Here is a 17,789-nt window from a genome sequence, read left to right as displayed (position 1 = left end):
TATATTAGAATATTTCCGGCAACGGACAAAAGAGGAAAGGAGGGTACGTTTCAATGGAAGAAAAAGAAATGTATGAAAAGGAATACGAAGAGCGGGAAGAGCTGACAGAAGAACGTATCCTCGAAATGCTGGAGGAGCGTCGGTTTAAGGAGCTTAAAGAAGAGCTGGAAAATAATATGTATCCGGTGGATCTGGCGGATCTGATGGAAGATTTCAACCAGAAACAGCTGGTGATGGTATTCCGGCTTCTGGCCAAGGAAGAGGCGGCAGAAACTTTTACCTATATGGACAGCGACTTAAGAGAAATGCTTATCAATGGCCTGACAGATTCCGAGCTGGAAGAAGTTATGGAAGAAATGTATCTGGATGATACCGTTGACGTCCTGGAGGAGATGCCGGCCAATGTAGTAGACCGTCTTTTGATGGCAACAGATGAAGAGAAGCGTCAGCAGATCAACCAGCTTCTTCAATATCCGGAGGACAGTGCCGGAAGCGTAATGAATGTAGAGTATATTGCGCTTAGAAGAGAGATGACGGTGGCAGAGTCCATTTTGAAGATACGGCAGGTGGGATTGAATAAAGAGACGATATACACTTGCTATGTCACGGAAAAAAGAAAGCTGATCGGTGTTGTGGATGTCAAGGAACTTTTGACGACCAGTGAATCCAAGACGATTGAAGAGATCATGGATACTAATATGCTCTACGCCCATACTACAGACGACCAGGAAGATGTTGCCAACATCATTACGAAATACGGACTGATTGCCCTTCCAATCGTAGATCATGAGATGTGCATGGTTGGTATTGTAACAGTAGACGACGCAATGGAAGTCCTGCAGGAGGAAACGACAGAGGACATCAGCATCATGGCCGGTGTCAGTCCCAATGATGAGTCCTATTTCGGTACAACAGTACTGGAGCATGTGAAAAGCCGTCTCCCCTGGCTTTTGTTCCTGATGCTTTCTGCAACGGTGACGCAGATGATCATGAATCACTATGAGAGCGCCCTGGCTGTGATGCCGCAGTTGGCAGGCTTCATTCCTATGCTGATGGGAACTGGTGGAAACTGCGGATCACAGAGTTCAACTTTGATGATACGAGGACTGGCTGTAGGAGAAATTGAGTTCGGAGATCTGTTTAAAGTGATCTTTAAAGAAGTTCGTGTTGCAGTTTTGATCAGTTTGATCTTATCTACGGTAAACGGCATACGCATTCTTATTATGGGGCAGGGAGATATCCTGGTGGCGCTTACTATTGGTATGACGATGGCGTGCACGATTATTTTAGCTAAAATTGTCGGTTGTACGTTACCGCTTGTGGCAAAAAAAGTCGGTCTGGATCCGGCGATCATGGCGACGCCTCTGATCTCCACGCTGGTGGATATCAGCACAGTTACTGTTTATTTTGCTATTGTCAGCGCTGTGTTTAAAATATAGCTGCCAGACAGCTGCAAAAGGCTGAAATTGTACGGAAAAAGAGACATTTGATTCCCAAAAGAGACCTTGTTTGTAAGGTCTCTTTGTATTATAATAAAAATAGTGAGAAAAAATGGAAAGGAGTCTTTAAATCATGGGATTTATAGATGAAATCAAAGCAAAGGCAAAAGCCGACAAAAAGACAATTGTGCTTCCGGAATCCGAGGATATCCGTACTTATGAAGCTGCACAGGCTGTATTAAAAGAGGGAATTGCAGATGTTGTCATTGTCGGGAGCGAAGAGGAAGTTGCAAAGAATAAAGGAAACTTCGATATCAGCGGAGCAAAGATCGTAGATCCTGCAAAAAGTGAGAAAACAGAAAGCTATATTGCAAAACTTGTAGAACTTCGTCAGAAAAAAGGAATGACAGAGGAACAGGCAAGAGAAATCCTTCTGACAAATTATCTGTACTACGGCGTTATGATGGTAAAAATGCAGGATGCAGACGGAATGGTTTCCGGAGCATGCCATTCTACAGCAGATACCCTGCGTCCGTGTCTGCAGATTCTTAAAACAAAACCGGGAACAAAGCTGGTATCTGCTTTCTTTGTTATGTGCGTTCCGGACTGTGAGTTTGGAGAGGACGGAGTATTTGTATTCGGTGACTGCGGGCTGAACCAGAATCCAACGCCGGAAGAGCTGGCTGCTATTGCAGAGTCTTCTGCAGAATCTTTCCGCATGCTGGTGGGAAAAGAGCCAAAAGTTGCACTCCTTAGTCATTCTTCCAAAGGAAGCGCAAAACATGCAGATGTTGATAAGGTGACAGAGGCAGTGCGAATCGCAAAAGAGGCAAATCCGGATCTTGAGCTTGACGGAGAACTTCAGCTGGATGCTGCAATTGTTCCGAGTGTAGGAGAATCCAAAGCTCCGGGCAGCAAAGTGGCAGGACATGCCAACGTATTGATCTTCCCTGATCTTGATGCCGGAAATATCGGCTATAAATTAGTGCAGAGACTTGCAAAGGCAGAAGCATACGGACCAATGACACAGGGAATTGCAGCGCCGGTTAATGACCTTTCCCGCGGATGCTCTGCTGATGATATTGTGGGTGTGGTTGCGATTACAGCAGTACAGGCACAGAATCAATAAGACGAGGAAAACAGGATAAAAATAATAATTCCGGAGGAAAAAGAAATGAATGTATTAGTAGTAAACTGTGGAAGTTCTTCTCTGAAATTTCAGCTGATTAACTATGATAACAGAGATGTTATGGCAAAAGGAATCTGCGAACGTATCGGAATTGACGGACGCCTTGTGTATGAGCCAAAGGGAGGAGAAAAGGAAGTAACAGAGGCAGCAATGCCGGATCATACAACAGCGATCCAGATGGTGCTGGACGCTCTTGTAAATGAAAAATCCGGCGTTGTAAAATCATTAAGTGAAATTGATGCCATCGGTCACCGTGTACTTCACGGAGGAATGAAGATCACAAATTCTGTTATTATCGACGAGGAAGTGATCAAGGTTATTGAAGAGTGCGCGGATCTTGGACCTCTTCACAATCCTGCAAACCTTATGGGAATCAATGCATGTATGAAGCTGATGCCGGGCGTTCCTAATGTGGCTGTATTTGACACCGCATTCCATCAGACAATGCCGCCGAAAGCTTATATGTATGGAATCCCGAAAGAATATTATGAGAAATATGCGATCCGTAAATACGGCTTCCATGGAACTTCTCACAAATATGTTTCCAAGAGAACAGCAGATTTTCTTGGAAAAGATATCAAGGATCTTAAGATCATCGTATGCCACATGGGCAACGGAGCATCTTTGTCCGCAGTAAAAGACGGCAAATGTGTGGATACATCCATGGGACTGACACCTTTGGAAGGTGTGATCATGGGAACACGTTCCGGAGATATTGATCCTGCTTTTGTTGAGTACCTTTGCAACAAGGAAAACCTTTCCGTATCCGAAGTACTGAACATTTTAAATAAGAAATCCGGTATGCTTGGAATGACAGGAATCTCCAGCGATTATCGTGACGTGGCTGCAGCTGCAGAAGAAGGAAATCAGGATGCCATCAACTGTCTGGAAGCATATGCTTACCGTATTATCAAATATATCGGCTCCTATATTGCAGCTATGGGCGGAGTAGATGTGATCACATTTACAGCAGGTCTGGGAGAAAACGCAATTCCGCTGCGTAAGACAATCTGTGAAGCTTTCGGATATATGGGACTGGTATTTGATGATGAGGCAAATAACTGCCGCGGCAAGGAAATGATCATTACCAAACCGGAATCCAAGATTATGGCTTGTGTCATTCCTACAAATGAGGAAATTGCGATCTGTGAAGAAACAGTAGAACTCGTACAGAAAAGCCTTGACAAATAAGAACAGAAAAGATATACTTTAAAAAGTGTGGTTAGGAGAACGTCATGCTGATAGAATTAACGAAACTCCTGGAACAGGATGGGAAGACCATTCGCCGGGAAGCGCATCTTGAACTGGAAGATATCCGAATATTCGGGAATCCGTATAAGCTTCAGGAATTGGAGCCGATACAATTGGAAATCACGAATCTGGGAAAGAAAGTAATCCGGATTACAGGAAGTGCAAAAGTGAGAACTATCATTCCATGTGACAGATGTCTGGAAGATGTCCCCTATGTGTTCGAACTCAATTTTGAGCGGGAAGCGGATATGAAGCTTACGGAAGAAGAGCGGAAGGGATCAGATGAGGAATACAATTTCCTGGAAGAAATGTGCATCAATACAGACACGCTGATACAAAACGAGCTTCTGATCAACTGGCCGATTCGAGTGCTGTGCCAAGAGGACTGTAAAGGAATCTGCAGCAATTGTGGTGCTAATCTGAATCATGGTGAATGTGGCTGTGACAGACAGGTATTAGACCCGCGAATGGCAGCCTTTAGCGATATATTCAGCAAGTTTAAGGAGGTGTAAAGTATGTCCATCTGTCCAAAGAATAAATCATCCAAAGCTAGAAGAGATAAAAGAAGAGCAAACTGGAAAATGAGCGCACCAAATCTGGTAAAATGCAGCAAATGCGGCGAACTGATGATGCCTCATAGAGTGTGCAAAGCATGCGGATCTTACAATAAGAAGGAGATCATTGCTCAGGATTAATTGGAGAAATTGGAAGTAAGGAGATTCTGTTGTTTCAGGATCTCCTTTTTCATTTAACAGGAAACGAAGTTTCCTGTTAAATAAAACGCTCCGCGGGATGCGCACTCGCGCAAATGGAAATTTGCCGCTAAAGCGACCGCGCTCGGCGCGGGAGTTCCGCAAGCGGAACTCTTTCTTATAACAGAAAACTTCGTTCCTTAAAGGAGGTAAGAGAGATGATTTATACGGTGACATTTAATCCTTCCCTGGATTATGTGGTCGGATTGGACAAATTTATCCCGGGGACGGTGAACCGGGCAGCCAGCGAGCATATTTATCCGGGAGGAAAAGGAATCAATGTTTCGGTTATGCTTTCCCACTTGGGATACGAGAGCCGGATCCTGGGATTTTCAGCGGGATTTACCGGGAGAAGCCTGCAGGATATGCTGAAGTATCACGGCTGTCCTCCGGACTTCATAGAGGTGAAAGAGGGACAGACAAGAATCAATGTAAAGCTGAATGCCGGGGAAGAGACAGAGATTAACGGACAGGGTCCGACGATCACAGGTCAGGATATGGAAAAGCTCTACCAAAAACTGGATATTCTTCAGAGGGGAGACTGGCTGGTCCTTGCCGGCAGCATCCCAGGATCAGTGCCCCGTGATGTGTATGAGAGGATCATAGAAAGACTGTACAAAAAGGGTGTCCATTGTATTGTGGATGCAGAAAAAGAGCTTTTGATGGATGTTCTGAAATATAAGCCATTTCTTATAAAGCCAAATCATCACGAACTGGAAGAAATGTTTGGAAAAGAACTGAAAACACAGGAAGAAATTATTAGACATGCCAGATTGCTCCAGGAAATGGGAGCGGTCAATGTACTGGTTTCTATGGATGCAGAGGGGGCAGTTCTGGCGGCAGGATCAGGAGAGATTTATCAGAGGAACGCCCCGAAGGGAAGAGTGGTAAACTCTGTTGGCGCCGGAGATTCCATGGTTGCCGGATTTCTGGCAGGGTATCTGCAGACAGGAGATTATGAAAAAGCGCTTGAACTGGGCGTTGCTGCTGGAAGCGCGACCGCTTTTACAAGCTGGCTGGCAAAAAAAGAAGAAATTTACGCCCTTCCTGCAAAAGAAATGACGCCGGCCTGATGGCCGGCGCCGAGAGAGCGTTATTCATAGATTCCGTTTACTGTAACAGTAAAAACGGCGTCTTTTCCATTTAGCTCCTCATTGCCGTAATCATCCGGGAAGGTTACCTGTACTTCTACCGTATCCCCGGGATGGGAGCCGATCAGCTGATTTTCAAAATCGTCAATATAGTCGCCGGAACCGATCACCAGATCTGTTCCGTTTCCGTCTGTGCTTCCCCCTTCAAATTCAATGCCGTCCACAGTGCCGACGTAGTCAATATTGACAGTGTCCCCATCTTCAACAGTCAAAGAAGTATCCGTCTGGTAAGTTTCAGACTGCTCTTCGGTCTGCTGGTTTTCTGACTGCTGGGTATCTGAAGAAGAATCATCATTTTCTGACCGGAGCGCATCCCATATGATGACAGCGGCCAAAATCACAATGGCCAGTATGGAGACAGCGATTTTGAGAATATTTTTTACACGTGCCCTGCGGGCTTTTCTTGCACGTTCGCGGGCTCTTCGTTCCTGAGCCATTTTCCGGTTTTCTTTTTTCATGTCTGTAGTACTCCTTTGTTTTTTCTGCTGATATTATACAGAAAAAGTGTGGCGCAAATGTGAAATCCCGGAAAATTGTCAGAGGACAAAGGCGAGGTGCTTTGACGGAAGAGAAGAAAAACAATATTGATTTTTATTACAATGTCTAGTAGAATGATTCTAGTAGCGTTGGAGGAGATAAAAATGGCAGAATTGACAAAAATAGCACTGGATGCCATGGGAGGGGATAATGCCCCGGAAGAAATGGTAAAAGGTGCAGTTGATGCAGTTGGAAGAGAAAAATCTATCAAAGTATTTCTGGTAGGACAGGAAGATGTCATAAAGAAAGAGCTGGAAAAATATACTTACAGTTCTCAGCAGATAGAAATTGTCCATGCTTCAGAAGTGATAGAGACTGCGGAGCCGCCGGTGAACGCGATCCGCAAAAAGAAAGATTCCTCAATCGTAGTGGGAATGAAGATGGTAAAAAACGGAGAGGCAGATGCCTTTGTTTCTGCAGGAAGCTCCGGTGCTGTGCTTGTAGGAGGACAGACCATTGTCGGCAGGATCAAAGGAGTGGAAAGACCTCCGCTGGCGCCGTTGATCCCTACAGAGAAAGGGGTGTCTCTTCTGATTGACTGTGGAGCCAATGTAGATGCAAGACCCTCACATCTGGTACAGTTTGCCAAGATGGGTTCTATTTATATGGAACACGTTATGGGAGTAAGAAATCCCAAAGTGGCAATTGTGAACATTGGAGCTGAGGAAGAGAAGGGAAATGCACTTGTCAAAGAAACATTTCCGCTTCTGAAAGAGGCAGATGGGATTAACTTTACCGGAAGTATTGAGGCAAGGGAAATTCCTCATGGACAGGCAGATGTCATTGTATGTGAAGCATTTGCAGGGAATATTATTCTGAAGCTTTTTGAAGGAGTAGGCGCAGTGCTTATCAGCAAGGTAAAAGAGGGGATGATGACAAGTCTGAGAAGCAAGATCGGTGCGCTGCTTGTAAAACCGGCTCTGAAAGAGACGTTGAAAGGATTTGATACAAGCGAATATGGCGGGGCGCCACTGCTTGGGCTGAAAGGTCTTGTGGTGAAGACACATGGAAGTTCTACGGCAAAAGAGGTTTCCAATTCGATCATTCAATGCCTTACCTTCAAGGAACAGCGAATCAACGAAAAGATTCAGGAGTGTATTCAGGCGGATCAGGGGTCCGATGAATAGATATTAAGCAACAAAAAGGAGATGAAAGCTATGGAATTTGAAAAATTACAGGAAATCGTTTCAGATGTTCTGAACGTAAACAAAGATGAAATTACAATGGAGTCTACCTTTGTAGATGATCTGGGAGCGGATTCCCTGGATATTTTCCAGATTATTATGGGAATTGAAGAAGCATTTGATATCGAGATCGACAACGATGATGCAGAGAAGATCGTAACTGTAGGGGATGCAGTAGAGCAGATTAAAAACGCAACTAACTAGGCGGAAAAAGGGAAAGCCCAGGTTTGGGCTTTTTCCTTTTATGAGGAAAAATATGAATCATAAAGTAAAAGAATTGAAAGAATTGCAGGAAAAAATTAAATACCATTTTCAAGATCCGCAGATCCTTCGGCAGGCAATGATACATAGCTCCTATGCCAATGAAAATCATCTTCAGAAATATGAGTGTAACGAGAGGCTGGAATTTCTGGGTGATGCGGTCCTGGAACTTGTATCAAGTGAATTTTTGTTTCATGAGGATAAGAAGATGCCGGAAGGCGAGCTGACTAAAACAAGAGCCAGCATGGTCTGTGAACAGGCTCTGGCGTTCTGCGCACGTCAGATCGGTCTGGGAGATTATCTTTTGCTGGGCAAAGGAGAGGACGCCACCGGAGGAAGGAAGAGAGATTCGATTACATCGGATGCTCTGGAGGCTCTTATAGGCGCAATTTATATGGATGGTGGTTTTGCTAATGCAAAAGAGTTTATCCATCGGGTTGTTTTAAATGATCTGGAGCATAAAAAACTCTTTTATGATAGCAAGACTATCCTGCAGGAAATCGTGCAGGCTAATTTTCAGGATCCTGTGAAATACCGATTGCTGGGAGAAGAAGGTCCGGATCATGATAAATCATTCCGGGTCATGGTGTATATAGGAGAGCAGGCATTCGGCCAGGGAAAAGGAAGGGCCAAGAAGGCGGCGGAACAGGAGGCGGCCTACCAGACGATCCTTATGCTGCATAAGAAGAATATAAAGTAGGTGTTACATGTATTTAAAGAGCATTGAAGTGCAGGGATTTAAGTCCTTTGCCAATAAGATTGTATTCGATTTTCATAATGGGATTACAGGTATTGTAGGGCCAAACGGCAGCGGAAAGAGCAATGTGGCTGACGCAGTGCGCTGGGTGCTTGGCGAGCAGCGCGTAAAGCAGCTGCGTGGCGGAAACATGCAGGATGTGATCTTTTCCGGGACAGAGAACCGTAAACCGCTAAGCTATGCTTCAGTTGCCATCACTTTAGATAATTCAGATCATCAGCTTGCTGTTGATTTTGAGGAAGTGACGGTTACAAGAAAACTGTATCGTTCCGGAGAAAGCGAATATCTTCTGAACGGATCGACATGCCGGCTGAAAGATATCAATGAGCTTTTTTATGATACCGGGATTGGAAAAGAAGGCTATTCCATTATCGGACAGGGACAGATTGACAAGATCTTAAGCGGAAAACCGGAGGAGCGAAGAGAACTTTTTGATGAAGCGGCCGGGATTGTCAAATTTAAAAGGCGGAAAAATATGTCGGTCAAAAAGCTGGAGGATGAAAGGGCAAACCTTCTCCGGGTGAATGATATTCTTGCGGAATTGGAAAAGCAGATCGGACCTTTGAAGCGTCAGTCGGAAACAGCCAGGGAATATCTGAATAAAAAGGAAGAGCTGAAAACATTTGATATCAACATGTTTCTGCTGGAGACAGAACGACTGAAAGAGCAGATTCAGCAGATCCAGCAAAATTTAGACACTGCAAAAGAAGAGCTTAAGGTGGCCGGAACTTCGTACGATGATATGAAAGAGGAATACGAGGCCATTGAAAAGCAGGTAGATGAGATTGATGCGGCGATTGAAAAATCAAAAGGCCAGCTGAATGAAACAAATCTTCTGAAACAGCAGCTGGAAAACCAGATCGAGCTTCTGAAAGAACAGATCAACAGTGCAAAAATGTCAGATGAACATTACGGCCAGCGTTTTCATGCTATTCAGATTGAAATAGGGGAAAGAACCCGCCAGCTGGAAGAGTTTCAGCGGGAAAAGGACGCAATTTCCGGAGAGCTGAAGGAAAAAAGAAAATCAGAGGAAGAGGCAGGGCAAGCACTGATACATGTACAGAGCAGGATTGCCGCTCTTACCGATGAAATTGAAAAGAATAAAAACGATATTATAGAGATTCTGAATAACCGCGCTTCAACCCGGGCGAAAATACAGCGCTATGATACGATGATGGAACAGATCCAGGTGCAGAAATCCCAGATGCACAAGCGGCTCATCTCATCAGAAAGCGAAGCGGCGCTCCAGATACAGAATAAGAAGGAGCATGAAGAGAAGTTAAAAGAAATCTCCGACCATATCAGGACTCTTGAGGAAGAGAGCAGGGGACATGAGCAGCGGATTGAAATACTGCAAAAAGAGCTTGCCGGGCAGACAGAGAAACTCCGGATCGGGCAGACCGCCTATCACCGTGAGGAGTCACGCCTGGAATCTCTGAAAAATATTACCGAGCGGTATGATGGGTATGGAAACAGCATCCGCAAGGTTATGGAGCATAAGGAACAGGAACAGGGACTTCTTGGGGTGGTAGCGGATATTATTAAAGTAGAAAAGGCATATGAAGTGGCGGTTGAGACTGCACTTGGAGGCAGTATTCAGAATATTGTCACTGACAGTGAGGAAACTGCCAAGAAAATGATTGCCTTTTTAAAGAAAAACCGGTTTGGACGGGCAACATTCCTCCCTCTGACCAGCGTCAGTTCAGGACAGAGATTTTCACGGTCTGAGGCATTGAAAGAACCGGGAGTGATCGGACTTGCCAGCAGCCTTGTACAGGTAGAAGAAAAGTACCGGGGAATTGCAGATCATCTGCTTGGAAGGACCATCGTGGTGGATACCATTGATCATGGAATTGCCATTGCAAGAAAATATCATCAGAGTCTTAGGCTTGTTACGACAGAAGGGGAGCTTTTAAGTCCGGGAGGTTCCATGACAGGTGGGGCGTTCCGTAATTCCAGCAATCTTTTGAGCCGGCGCCGGGAGATTGAAGAGTTTGAAAAAACCGTGCGGCAGCTGAAAAAGGAAATGGAGGAAATGGAACAGTACTGCGAGGCACTGCGAAAAGAAAGAGCAGTCTGTTATGCAGCTGTAGATGAAATCCAGCAGAAGCTTCAGAAGGCTTATGTGATTCAAAATACAGAAAAGATGAATCTGGATCAGGCAGAAAACCGAATCCGGATACTTAGAGAGACTTCGGAGAGCGTCCGGCGGGAAACAGACGAACTGGATCAGCAGATTACAGATATCAGCAATAATCAGGAGTCTATTACGGTAGAACTGGATACGTCTACCAGTCTGGAAGAGGAGCTTACAAGAAAAACGGAAGAAGCACAGGAACAGCTTGAAGCAGTAAAGGAAGAAGAGACAAGGTGCCAGAAAATCTCGGAGGAAGTACATCTGGCATATGCCTCTCTGGAACAGAAAAATACATTTATACTGGAAAATATTGAACGTATTCAGGAGGAAATTGCAAAGTTCGAAGAAGAGAAAAGCGGACTTGGCGAGAGTAAGGAAGATACGTCCAGAGAAATTCGGGAAAAGGAAGAGCAGATTGCAGATATCCGTAAAACAATAGAAGATTCCAAAGAACTTTTTGAAGAAATTGAAGAACAGATTCAAGCGGATGTCCTCCAAAGGGATGAGCTGAACAGACAGCATAAGACCTTTCTTGGCAAAAGGGAAGAACTTTCCAGACATATGTCAGACCTGGATAAAGAAATTTTCCGTCTGGAAAGCCGAAAGGAAGATTATGAACAGTCTTCAGAGAGACAGATCAATTATATGTGGGAAGAATATGAAATCACATACAATCATGCACTGGAACTTAGAGATAAGAATCTGACAGATCTTGCCTTTATGAAAAAGAGGATACAGACGCTGAAAAGTGAGATCCGTGCACTTGGTTCTGTCAATGTCAACGCGATCGAGGATTACAAAAATGTATCAGAGCGGTACGAATTTCTCAAAGGCCAGCACGATGATCTGACGACAGCAGAAGCAACCTTAGAAAAGATCATTGCAGAGCTGGATGAGGCAATGCGCAGACAGTTTACCGAACAGTTCGGCAGGATTGCCGCAGAGTTTGATAAAGTATTTAAAGAGCTGTTTGGCGGAGGGAAAGGTACGCTGGAATTGATGGAAGATGAAGATATTCTGGAGGCGGGAATTAAGATCATTGCACAACCGCCGGGCAAGAAGCTGCAAAATATGATGCAGTTATCGGGAGGGGAAAAGGCTCTGACGGCAATTTCGCTTCTGTTTGCAATACAGAATCTGAAACCGTCACCCTTCTGCCTGTTGGATGAAATTGAAGCAGCGCTGGATGATTCTAACGTGACCCGATTTGCAAAATATCTTCATAAGCTGACAAAGAATACACAGTTTATTGTGATTACCCACCGCCGTGGAACAATGACAGCAGCGGACCGTCTGTATGGAATCACCATGCAGGAAAAGGGCGTCTCTACTATGGTTTCAGTCAGTCTTCTTGAAAATGAGCTGGCAGAGATGGAGAAACAGCATAAGGCGGGATAAAGGGGAAAAGGAGGAAAGAAATGGCAGAGGAAAAGGGATTTTTTAAACGGCTGGTATCCGGGCTTGCCAAGACAAGAGAAAATATCGTATCCGGGATGGACAGTATATTTCATGGCTTTTCCCATATTGATGAGGATTTCTATGAAGAATTAGAGGAAGTTCTGATTATGGGTGATCTGGGCGTACAGGCCACAGAAGAAATTCTGGATGATCTGCGAGCCAAGGTTAAAGAGCGCCACATTAAAGAACCGCAGGAATGCCGTCAGATTTTAATTGACAGTATTAAGGAACAGATGGATGTAGGAGAGACTGCCTATGAGTTTGAGGAAAAGACTTCCGTAGTTATGGTGGTAGGAGTTAATGGAGTGGGAAAGACCACTACCATAGGAAAACTGGCAGGAAAGCTCCGGGCACAGAATAAGAAAGTTGTGCTGGCTGCCGCCGATACTTTTCGTGCAGCGGCTGGAGAACAGCTGAAAGAATGGGCAAACCGTGCCCAGGCAGAGCTGATCGGAGGTCAGGAAGGATCTGATCCGGCGGCAGTTGTCTATGACGCTGTTCAGGCAGCGAAGGCAAGACATGCGGATGTGCTTCTTTGCGATACGGCAGGACGGCTTCATAACAAGAAAAATCTGATGGAAGAGCTGCGCAAGATGAACCGCATTGTAGATCGGGAATATCCGGAAGCATTTCGTGAGACTTTGGTGGTTCTGGACGCCACGACCGGACAGAATGCACTTCAGCAGGCCAGAGAGTTCAAAGAAGTAGCTGATATTACCGGAATTATTCTCACAAAAATGGACGGCACTGCCAAAGGCGGCATTGCAGTGGCTATTCAGGCGGAGCTTGGTATCCCTGTAAAATATATCGGAGTGGGAGAAACGATTGAGGATCTTCAGAAATTTGACGCTGATACTTTTGTAGACGCGCTTTTTGCATCACCAAATGACAATGAATAAAGAAAGGCAGGAGAGAAAAATGGAAAAACTGACACTGGAAAATTTTGAGCAGGCAAGCGAACTGGTAAAAAAGGTAACTCTTCCTACAGAGCTGGTGTACAGCGAGTATTTAAGCCGGCAGACAGGCGGCAGGATTTACCTGAAGCCGGAAAATATGCAGTATACCGGGGCTTATAAAGTGAGAGGTGCTTATTATAAGATCAGTACAATGTCGGAAGAGGAAAGAGAGAGGGGCCTGATTACAGCTTCTGCCGGAAATCACGCACAGGGTGTTGCTTTTGCAGCACAGAAATTCGGCTGCAGGGCAACCATTGTAATGCCGACAGTAACGCCGCTTATCAAGGTAAACCGGACCAAGAGTTATGGCGCAGAGGTGGTACTCCATGGGGATGTCTATGATGATGCCTGCGCATATGCACTGAAGTTGGCAGAGGAAGAAGGACTGACATTCGTTCATCCGTTCGATGATCTTGAAGTAGCAACAGGACAGGGGACGATTGCTATGGAGATCATCCAGGAACTTCCTACAGTAGATTATATTCTGGTACCTGTAGGCGGGGGCGGACTCATCACTGGTGTATCTACTCTTGCAAAAATGCTGAATCCCAAGATCAAAGTGATCGGCGTTGAGCCTGCAGCTGCAGCAAGCCTGAAGGCGGCGCTGGAAGCAGGTGAGCCGGTAACGCTGCCAAGCGCTAATACTATTGCAGATGGCACGGCTGTTAAGCGTGTGGGAGAAAAAGTATTTCCATATATACAGGAAAATGTAGATGACATCATTACAGTAGAGGACGATGAGCTGATCGGCGCATTTCTCGATATGGTGGAAAATCATAAGATGATCGTGGAAAATTCCGGCCTGCTCACAGTTGCAGCCTTAAAGAAAATGGATCTTAAGAACAAAAAGGCGGTGTCTGTTTTGAGCGGCGGTAACATGGATGTGATTACTATGTCCTCTATCGTCCAGCATGGACTTATCCAGAGAGACAGAATTTTCTCGATCTCTGTTCTGCTTCCGGATAAGCCGGGAGAACTGGTGAATGTGGCGACAGCCGTTGCAAATGCCCAGGGAAATGTTATTAAATTGGAGCATAATCAGTTTGTCAGCACAAACCGTAATGCCGCAGTAGAACTTCGTATCACATTAGAGGCTTTTGGTACAGAACATAAGCGTGAGATTATCAAAGCTCTGGAAGATGTAGGATACAGTCCGAAGGAGATTGGAGCAAAATTATATTAAGCGGCAAAAGCCTGGGTGCAGGAGCCTGCATCCAGGCCGCAGCATATAAGAGAACACTCTGAAGTGACAAGAAATCAGGAAGATTTTGTTACTTCAGAGTGTTTTTGCTTGACTTTAAATGTATGATTGTATACAATTATACAAGAATATTCTGGAGGAGAGATGAAAAATGGAAGACAGGAAGGTTTATTTGGACAGACATACGAATTTGCTACAGCTGGAAGAGCACATGTATCCCCTTGTAGATGTGGAGAAACCCAATGTGTTCAGAAATCTGTTCCATTATGATGAGATACCGAAAATTGCATTTAATGACAGGATTGTGCCCCACAGTATGCCGGAAGAGATCTGGATCACAGATACAACCTTCCGGGACGGACAGCAGTCCCGGGCGCCTTACAGTACAAAACAGATTGTAGATATTTACGATTATTTTCACAGACTGGGAGGCCCAAACGGAAAGATCCGGCAGTGTGAGTTTTTTTTGTACAGTAAGAAGGACAGAGATGCCGTGTATCAGTGTATGGAAAAAGGATACAAATTTCCGGAGATCACAAGCTGGATCCGGGCCAGTAAGAAAGATTTTGAGCTGGTAAAGGAAATCGGCATGAAAGAAACGGGAATCCTTGTAAGCTGTTCGGATTATCACATTTTTTACAAGCTGAAAATGACAAGAAAGCAGGCGATGGAGCACTATCTTTCTGTCATAAGAGAATGTCTGGAGACAGGAGTCAGTCCCAGGTGCCATTTGGAGGACATTACCAGATCAGACATTTATGGATTTGTGATCCCGTTTTGTCTGGAACTTATGAATCTGATGGAAGAGTATCAGATTCCGGTCAAGATCAGAGTCTGTGATACCATGGGATATGGAGTGAATTACCCGGGGGCTGTGATCCCAAGATCAATCCCGGGCATTATCTATGGACTTAGAGTTCATGCAGGGGTACCCAGTGAACTGATTGAATTTCACGGGCACAATGACTTTTATAAGGCAGTCAGCAATTCTTCTACAGCGTGGCTGTACGGAGCAAGTGCAGTCAACTGTTCTCTCTTTGGAATCGGGGAGAGAACCGGCAATACGCCTCTGGAGGCAATGGTATTTGAATATGCCCAGCTTAGAGGAACACTGGATGGTATGGACACGACAGTGATCACTGAGCTTGCTGAATATTATGAGAAGGAAATCGGTTACCATATTCCTTCCCGAACACCTTTTGTAGGGAAAAATTTTAATGTAACCCGAGCCGGGATCCATGCAGACGGACTTCTGAAAAATGAAGAGATCTATAATGTGTTTGATACAGATAAATTCCTGAACCGTCCGCCTCTTGTGGCAGTATCCAATACATCCGGACTGGCAGGAATCGCCCACTGGATCAATACATATTTCCACTTGCCGGAGGCAAAGCAGGTAGATAAAAATTCAGAAGTTGTGGCTATGGTAAAAACATGGGTGGATCAGGAATATGAAAGCGGCCGTGTTACTGTATTGACAGACGAAGAACTTTTGAAGGTAATTGATGATGCATGCCGGAAGACAGGAACTACTCTGACTGCACAGGAGGAATAAAGATGGAGGAATATCAGGATCAGTCTCTTAGGGGGAGAGTGTTCCGAAGGCTTAGAAATGACATTTTATCAGGAGTTTACAAGGAACACGATGAGCTGCGCGAGACTACCATAGGCGAAGAGCTGGGGGTCAGCAGAACTCCGGTCCGGGAGGCGCTCCGCCAGCTGGAACTGGAAGGACTTGTAACGATTGTTCCAAATAAAGGTGCTTATGTGACAGGGATTTCCAAAAAAGATGTGCATGATATTTATAAGATCCGTTCCATGCTGGAAGGGATGTGTGCCAGGTGGGCGACAAGATATATTACGCCGGAACAGATTGGAGAGCTGGAAGAAGTTATCCTTCTGTCAGAATTTCATTTGAAACGGAAAAATGAAGAGAAGGCAGTGCAGGTATCTGAACTGGACGGAAAATTTCACAAGGTCTTGTATGAGGCTTCCAATAGTCGTATACTGGAACATGTATTATCTGATTTTCACAAATATGTACAAATGGCCCGTACACATTCCGTGGAATCCAGGGAACGTGCAGAAAAATCTATCGAGGAGCACAGGGCCATTCTGGAAGCCATCAAAGGGAAAGACGAAGATCAGGCAGAAAGACTTGCCAATGCTCATGTAATGAAAGCGATGGAAAATCTTCATATTGAAGAATAGCTGACAGAAGAGCAGTGGAGATGGGAAAGCAAATGTAAACCAGAAAGAAGAAAAGGAGAATACAAAAAATGGAAAAAATCAAAATGACCACCCCTATTGTAGAGATGGATGGAGATGAGATGACAAGGATTCTCTGGAAAATGATCAAGGAGAATCTTTTGGAACCATTTATTGAACTGAACACCGAGTATTATGATCTGGGTCTTGAGCACCGCAATGAAACAAATGATCAGGTGACTGTGGATTCTGCCAACGCGACAAAAAAATATAAAGTTGCCGTAAAGTGTGCGACAATCACACCTAATGCAGCGCGTATGAAGGAATATGATCTGAAGGAAATGTGGAAAAGTCCTAACGGAACCATTCGTGCAATCCTGGACGGCACTGTATTCAGAGCACCTATTGTTGTAAAGGGGATTGAACCCTGTGTGAAAAATTGGAAGAAACCGATCACCATCGCAAGACATGCTTATGGTGACGTCTATAAAGGGGCAGAGATGAAGATTCCGGGAGCCGGAAAAGTAGAGCTTGTGTATACAGCAGAAGATGGAAGCGAGACAAGAGAGCTTGTACATAACTTTACCGGTGCAGGTATTGTACAGGGAATGCACAATATCGATGATTCTATCGCAAGTTTTGCAAGGAGCTGTTTTAGTTATGCGCTGGACACTCATCAGGATCTCTGGTTTGCGACAAAAGATACAATTTCCAAAAAATATGACCATACATTTAAAGATATTTTTCAGGAAATTTATGAGAAAGAATTTGAATCAAAATTCAAGGAAGAAGGCATTGAATATTTCTACACTCTGATCGATGATGCTGTGGCACGTGTAATGAAATCAGAAGGCGGCTATATCTGGGCCTGCAAAAACTATGACGGTGATGTCATGAGCGATATGGTATCTTCTGCATTTGGTTCCCTTGCTATGATGACCTCTGTTCTCGTATCCCCGGAAGGCTATTATGAGTACGAGGCAGCACATGGAACAGTACAGCGTCATTACTATAAGCACCTGAAAGGCGAGGAAACTTCTACAAATTCTGTGGCAACTATCTTTGCATGGACAGGAGCGCTTCGCAAGAGAGGTGAACTGGACGGAAATAAAGAACTTCAGGATTTTGCAGATAAATTGGAAAAAGCCACTATCGATACGATCGAGGAAGGCAAAATGACAAAAGACCTGGCACTCATTACAACAATAGAAAATCCGACTGTACTCAACAGCGAAAACTTCATTAAAGCAATTGCCGAGAAGCTGGCATAAAAGCAATCTGGGACGTAACAAAGTTAAACTTTGTTAA

The 17,789-nt window shown here is 44.7% G+C and carries 16 protein-coding genes; 15 read left to right on the top strand and 1 reads right to left on the bottom strand.

The features are described 5' to 3' along the window. The first annotated feature begins 101 nt into the window (after nucleotides 1-101). From mgtE to pfkB, 6 genes are all read left to right on the top strand, one after another. Complete coding sequence (mgtE, locus tag WJ238_RS10265) at nucleotides 102-1,439, top strand: magnesium transporter (RefSeq protein WP_416386686.1); 1,338 nt, start codon at nucleotides 102-104, stop codon at nucleotides 1,437-1,439. 133 nt (nucleotides 1,440-1,572) lie between these two features. Next, nucleotides 1,573-2,568, top strand: coding sequence for a phosphate acetyltransferase (pta, locus tag WJ238_RS10260; protein ID WP_230105967.1), 996 nt, complete (start codon nucleotides 1,573-1,575; stop codon nucleotides 2,566-2,568). A gap of 45 nt (nucleotides 2,569-2,613) precedes the next feature. After that, nucleotides 2,614-3,819: an acetate kinase gene (locus WJ238_RS10255; protein ID WP_230105968.1), complete on the top strand. Its 1,206-nt coding sequence runs from the start codon at nucleotides 2,614-2,616 to the stop codon at nucleotides 3,817-3,819. A gap of 44 nt (nucleotides 3,820-3,863) precedes the next feature. Further along, nucleotides 3,864-4,391, top strand: a complete 528-nt coding sequence (locus WJ238_RS10250; RefSeq protein WP_230105969.1) for a YceD family protein — start codon at nucleotides 3,864-3,866, stop codon at nucleotides 4,389-4,391. Nucleotides 4,392-4,394: 3 nt separating this feature from the next. After that, nucleotides 4,395-4,574: a 50S ribosomal protein L32 gene (gene rpmF, locus WJ238_RS10245; RefSeq protein WP_005332600.1), complete on the top strand. Its 180-nt coding sequence runs from the start codon at nucleotides 4,395-4,397 to the stop codon at nucleotides 4,572-4,574. A 215-nt stretch (nucleotides 4,575-4,789) separates the two neighbouring features. After that, nucleotides 4,790-5,704 carry a 1-phosphofructokinase gene (gene pfkB / locus WJ238_RS10240; protein WP_256193563.1) on the top strand — a complete coding sequence of 305 codons (915 nt, stop codon included), beginning with the start codon at nucleotides 4,790-4,792 and terminating at the stop codon, nucleotides 5,702-5,704. A 20-nt stretch (nucleotides 5,705-5,724) separates the two neighbouring features. On the opposite strand, the gene WJ238_RS10235 is transcribed toward pfkB, so the two are convergent. Beyond that, nucleotides 5,725-6,240 (bottom strand): FKBP-type peptidyl-prolyl cis-trans isomerase, encoded by a 516-nt coding sequence (locus WJ238_RS10235; protein ID WP_337606883.1) that lies wholly within the window; start codon nucleotides 6,238-6,240, stop codon nucleotides 5,725-5,727. 183 nt (nucleotides 6,241-6,423) lie between these two features. Between WJ238_RS10235 and plsX the strand changes: the two genes are divergently transcribed. The 9 genes from plsX (at nucleotide 6,424) to WJ238_RS10190 (ending at nucleotide 17,752) form a co-directional block, all read left to right on the top strand. Next, nucleotides 6,424-7,446, top strand: a complete 1,023-nt coding sequence (gene plsX, locus WJ238_RS10230; RefSeq protein ID WP_316264753.1) for a phosphate acyltransferase PlsX — start codon at nucleotides 6,424-6,426, stop codon at nucleotides 7,444-7,446. A gap of 30 nt (nucleotides 7,447-7,476) precedes the next feature. After that, a complete protein-coding gene (gene acpP / locus WJ238_RS10225; protein ID WP_230105973.1) occupies nucleotides 7,477-7,707 on the top strand; it encodes an acyl carrier protein in 231 nt (76 codons plus the stop codon). Nucleotides 7,708-7,759: 52 nt separating this feature from the next. Further along, on the top strand, nucleotides 7,760-8,464 hold the full coding sequence (rnc, locus tag WJ238_RS10220) for a ribonuclease III (RefSeq protein ID WP_337606882.1): 705 nt from the start codon (nucleotides 7,760-7,762) through the stop codon (nucleotides 8,462-8,464). 7 nt (nucleotides 8,465-8,471) lie between these two features. Continuing rightward, the gene (smc, locus tag WJ238_RS10215; RefSeq protein WP_337606881.1) at nucleotides 8,472-12,056 is read left to right on the top strand and encodes a chromosome segregation protein SMC; all 3,585 of its coding nucleotides are present in this window, start codon (nucleotides 8,472-8,474) and stop codon (nucleotides 12,054-12,056) included. A gap of 20 nt (nucleotides 12,057-12,076) precedes the next feature. Continuing rightward, a complete protein-coding gene (gene ftsY / locus WJ238_RS10210; protein WP_230105976.1) occupies nucleotides 12,077-13,015 on the top strand; it encodes a signal recognition particle-docking protein FtsY in 939 nt (312 codons plus the stop codon). Between the two features lie 19 nt (nucleotides 13,016-13,034). Beyond that, complete coding sequence (gene ilvA, locus WJ238_RS10205; RefSeq protein WP_230105977.1) at nucleotides 13,035-14,255, top strand: threonine ammonia-lyase; 1,221 nt, start codon at nucleotides 13,035-13,037, stop codon at nucleotides 14,253-14,255. Between the two features lie 169 nt (nucleotides 14,256-14,424). Further along, nucleotides 14,425-15,828, top strand: coding sequence for a hydroxymethylglutaryl-CoA lyase-like TIM-barrel protein (locus WJ238_RS10200; protein WP_230105978.1), 1,404 nt, complete (start codon nucleotides 14,425-14,427; stop codon nucleotides 15,826-15,828). A gap of 2 nt (nucleotides 15,829-15,830) precedes the next feature. After that, nucleotides 15,831-16,484: a GntR family transcriptional regulator gene (locus WJ238_RS10195; protein WP_230105979.1), complete on the top strand. Its 654-nt coding sequence runs from the start codon at nucleotides 15,831-15,833 to the stop codon at nucleotides 16,482-16,484. Nucleotides 16,485-16,552: 68 nt separating this feature from the next. Next, on the top strand, nucleotides 16,553-17,752 hold the full coding sequence (locus WJ238_RS10190) for an NADP-dependent isocitrate dehydrogenase (RefSeq protein ID WP_230105980.1): 1,200 nt from the start codon (nucleotides 16,553-16,555) through the stop codon (nucleotides 17,750-17,752). Nucleotides 17,753-17,789: the final 37 nt, after the last annotated feature.

It is taken from the genome of Claveliimonas sp. (genome assembly GCF_037273965.1).
Taxonomy (GTDB): domain Bacteria; phylum Bacillota; class Clostridia; order Lachnospirales; family Lachnospiraceae; genus Claveliimonas; species Claveliimonas bilis.
The sequence above is the reverse complement of the archived record's forward strand: the minus strand, read 5'-3'. Positions and strand labels throughout refer to the sequence as shown.

Bases quoted from the DNA above. Each gene is read 5' to 3' on its own strand.
- plsX (WP_316264753.1), top strand. From the start codon at position 6,424: ATGGCAGAATTGACAAAAATAGCACTGGATGCCATGGGAGGGGATAAT.
- pfkB (WP_256193563.1), top strand. From the start codon at position 4,790: ATGATTTATACGGTGACATTTAATCCTTCCCTGGATTATGTGGTCGGA.
- WJ238_RS10200 (WP_230105978.1), top strand. From the start codon at position 14,425: ATGGAAGACAGGAAGGTTTATTTGGACAGACATACGAATTTGCTACAG.
- WJ238_RS10235 (WP_337606883.1), bottom strand. From the start codon at position 6,240: ATGAAAAAAGAAAACCGGAAAATGGCTCAGGAACGAAGAGCCCGCGAA.
- rnc (WP_337606882.1), top strand. From the start codon at position 7,760: ATGAATCATAAAGTAAAAGAATTGAAAGAATTGCAGGAAAAAATTAAA.
- smc (WP_337606881.1), top strand. From the start codon at position 8,472: ATGTATTTAAAGAGCATTGAAGTGCAGGGATTTAAGTCCTTTGCCAAT.
- WJ238_RS10190 (WP_230105980.1), top strand. From the start codon at position 16,553: ATGGAAAAAATCAAAATGACCACCCCTATTGTAGAGATGGATGGAGAT.
- pta (WP_230105967.1), top strand. From the start codon at position 1,573: ATGGGATTTATAGATGAAATCAAAGCAAAGGCAAAAGCCGACAAAAAG.
- ftsY (WP_230105976.1), top strand. From the start codon at position 12,077: ATGGCAGAGGAAAAGGGATTTTTTAAACGGCTGGTATCCGGGCTTGCC.
- WJ238_RS10250 (WP_230105969.1), top strand. From the start codon at position 3,864: ATGCTGATAGAATTAACGAAACTCCTGGAACAGGATGGGAAGACCATT.
- rpmF (WP_005332600.1), top strand. From the start codon at position 4,395: ATGTCCATCTGTCCAAAGAATAAATCATCCAAAGCTAGAAGAGATAAA.
- WJ238_RS10255 (WP_230105968.1), top strand. From the start codon at position 2,614: ATGAATGTATTAGTAGTAAACTGTGGAAGTTCTTCTCTGAAATTTCAG.
- ilvA (WP_230105977.1), top strand. From the start codon at position 13,035: ATGGAAAAACTGACACTGGAAAATTTTGAGCAGGCAAGCGAACTGGTA.
- acpP (WP_230105973.1), top strand. From the start codon at position 7,477: ATGGAATTTGAAAAATTACAGGAAATCGTTTCAGATGTTCTGAACGTA.
- WJ238_RS10195 (WP_230105979.1), top strand. From the start codon at position 15,831: ATGGAGGAATATCAGGATCAGTCTCTTAGGGGGAGAGTGTTCCGAAGG.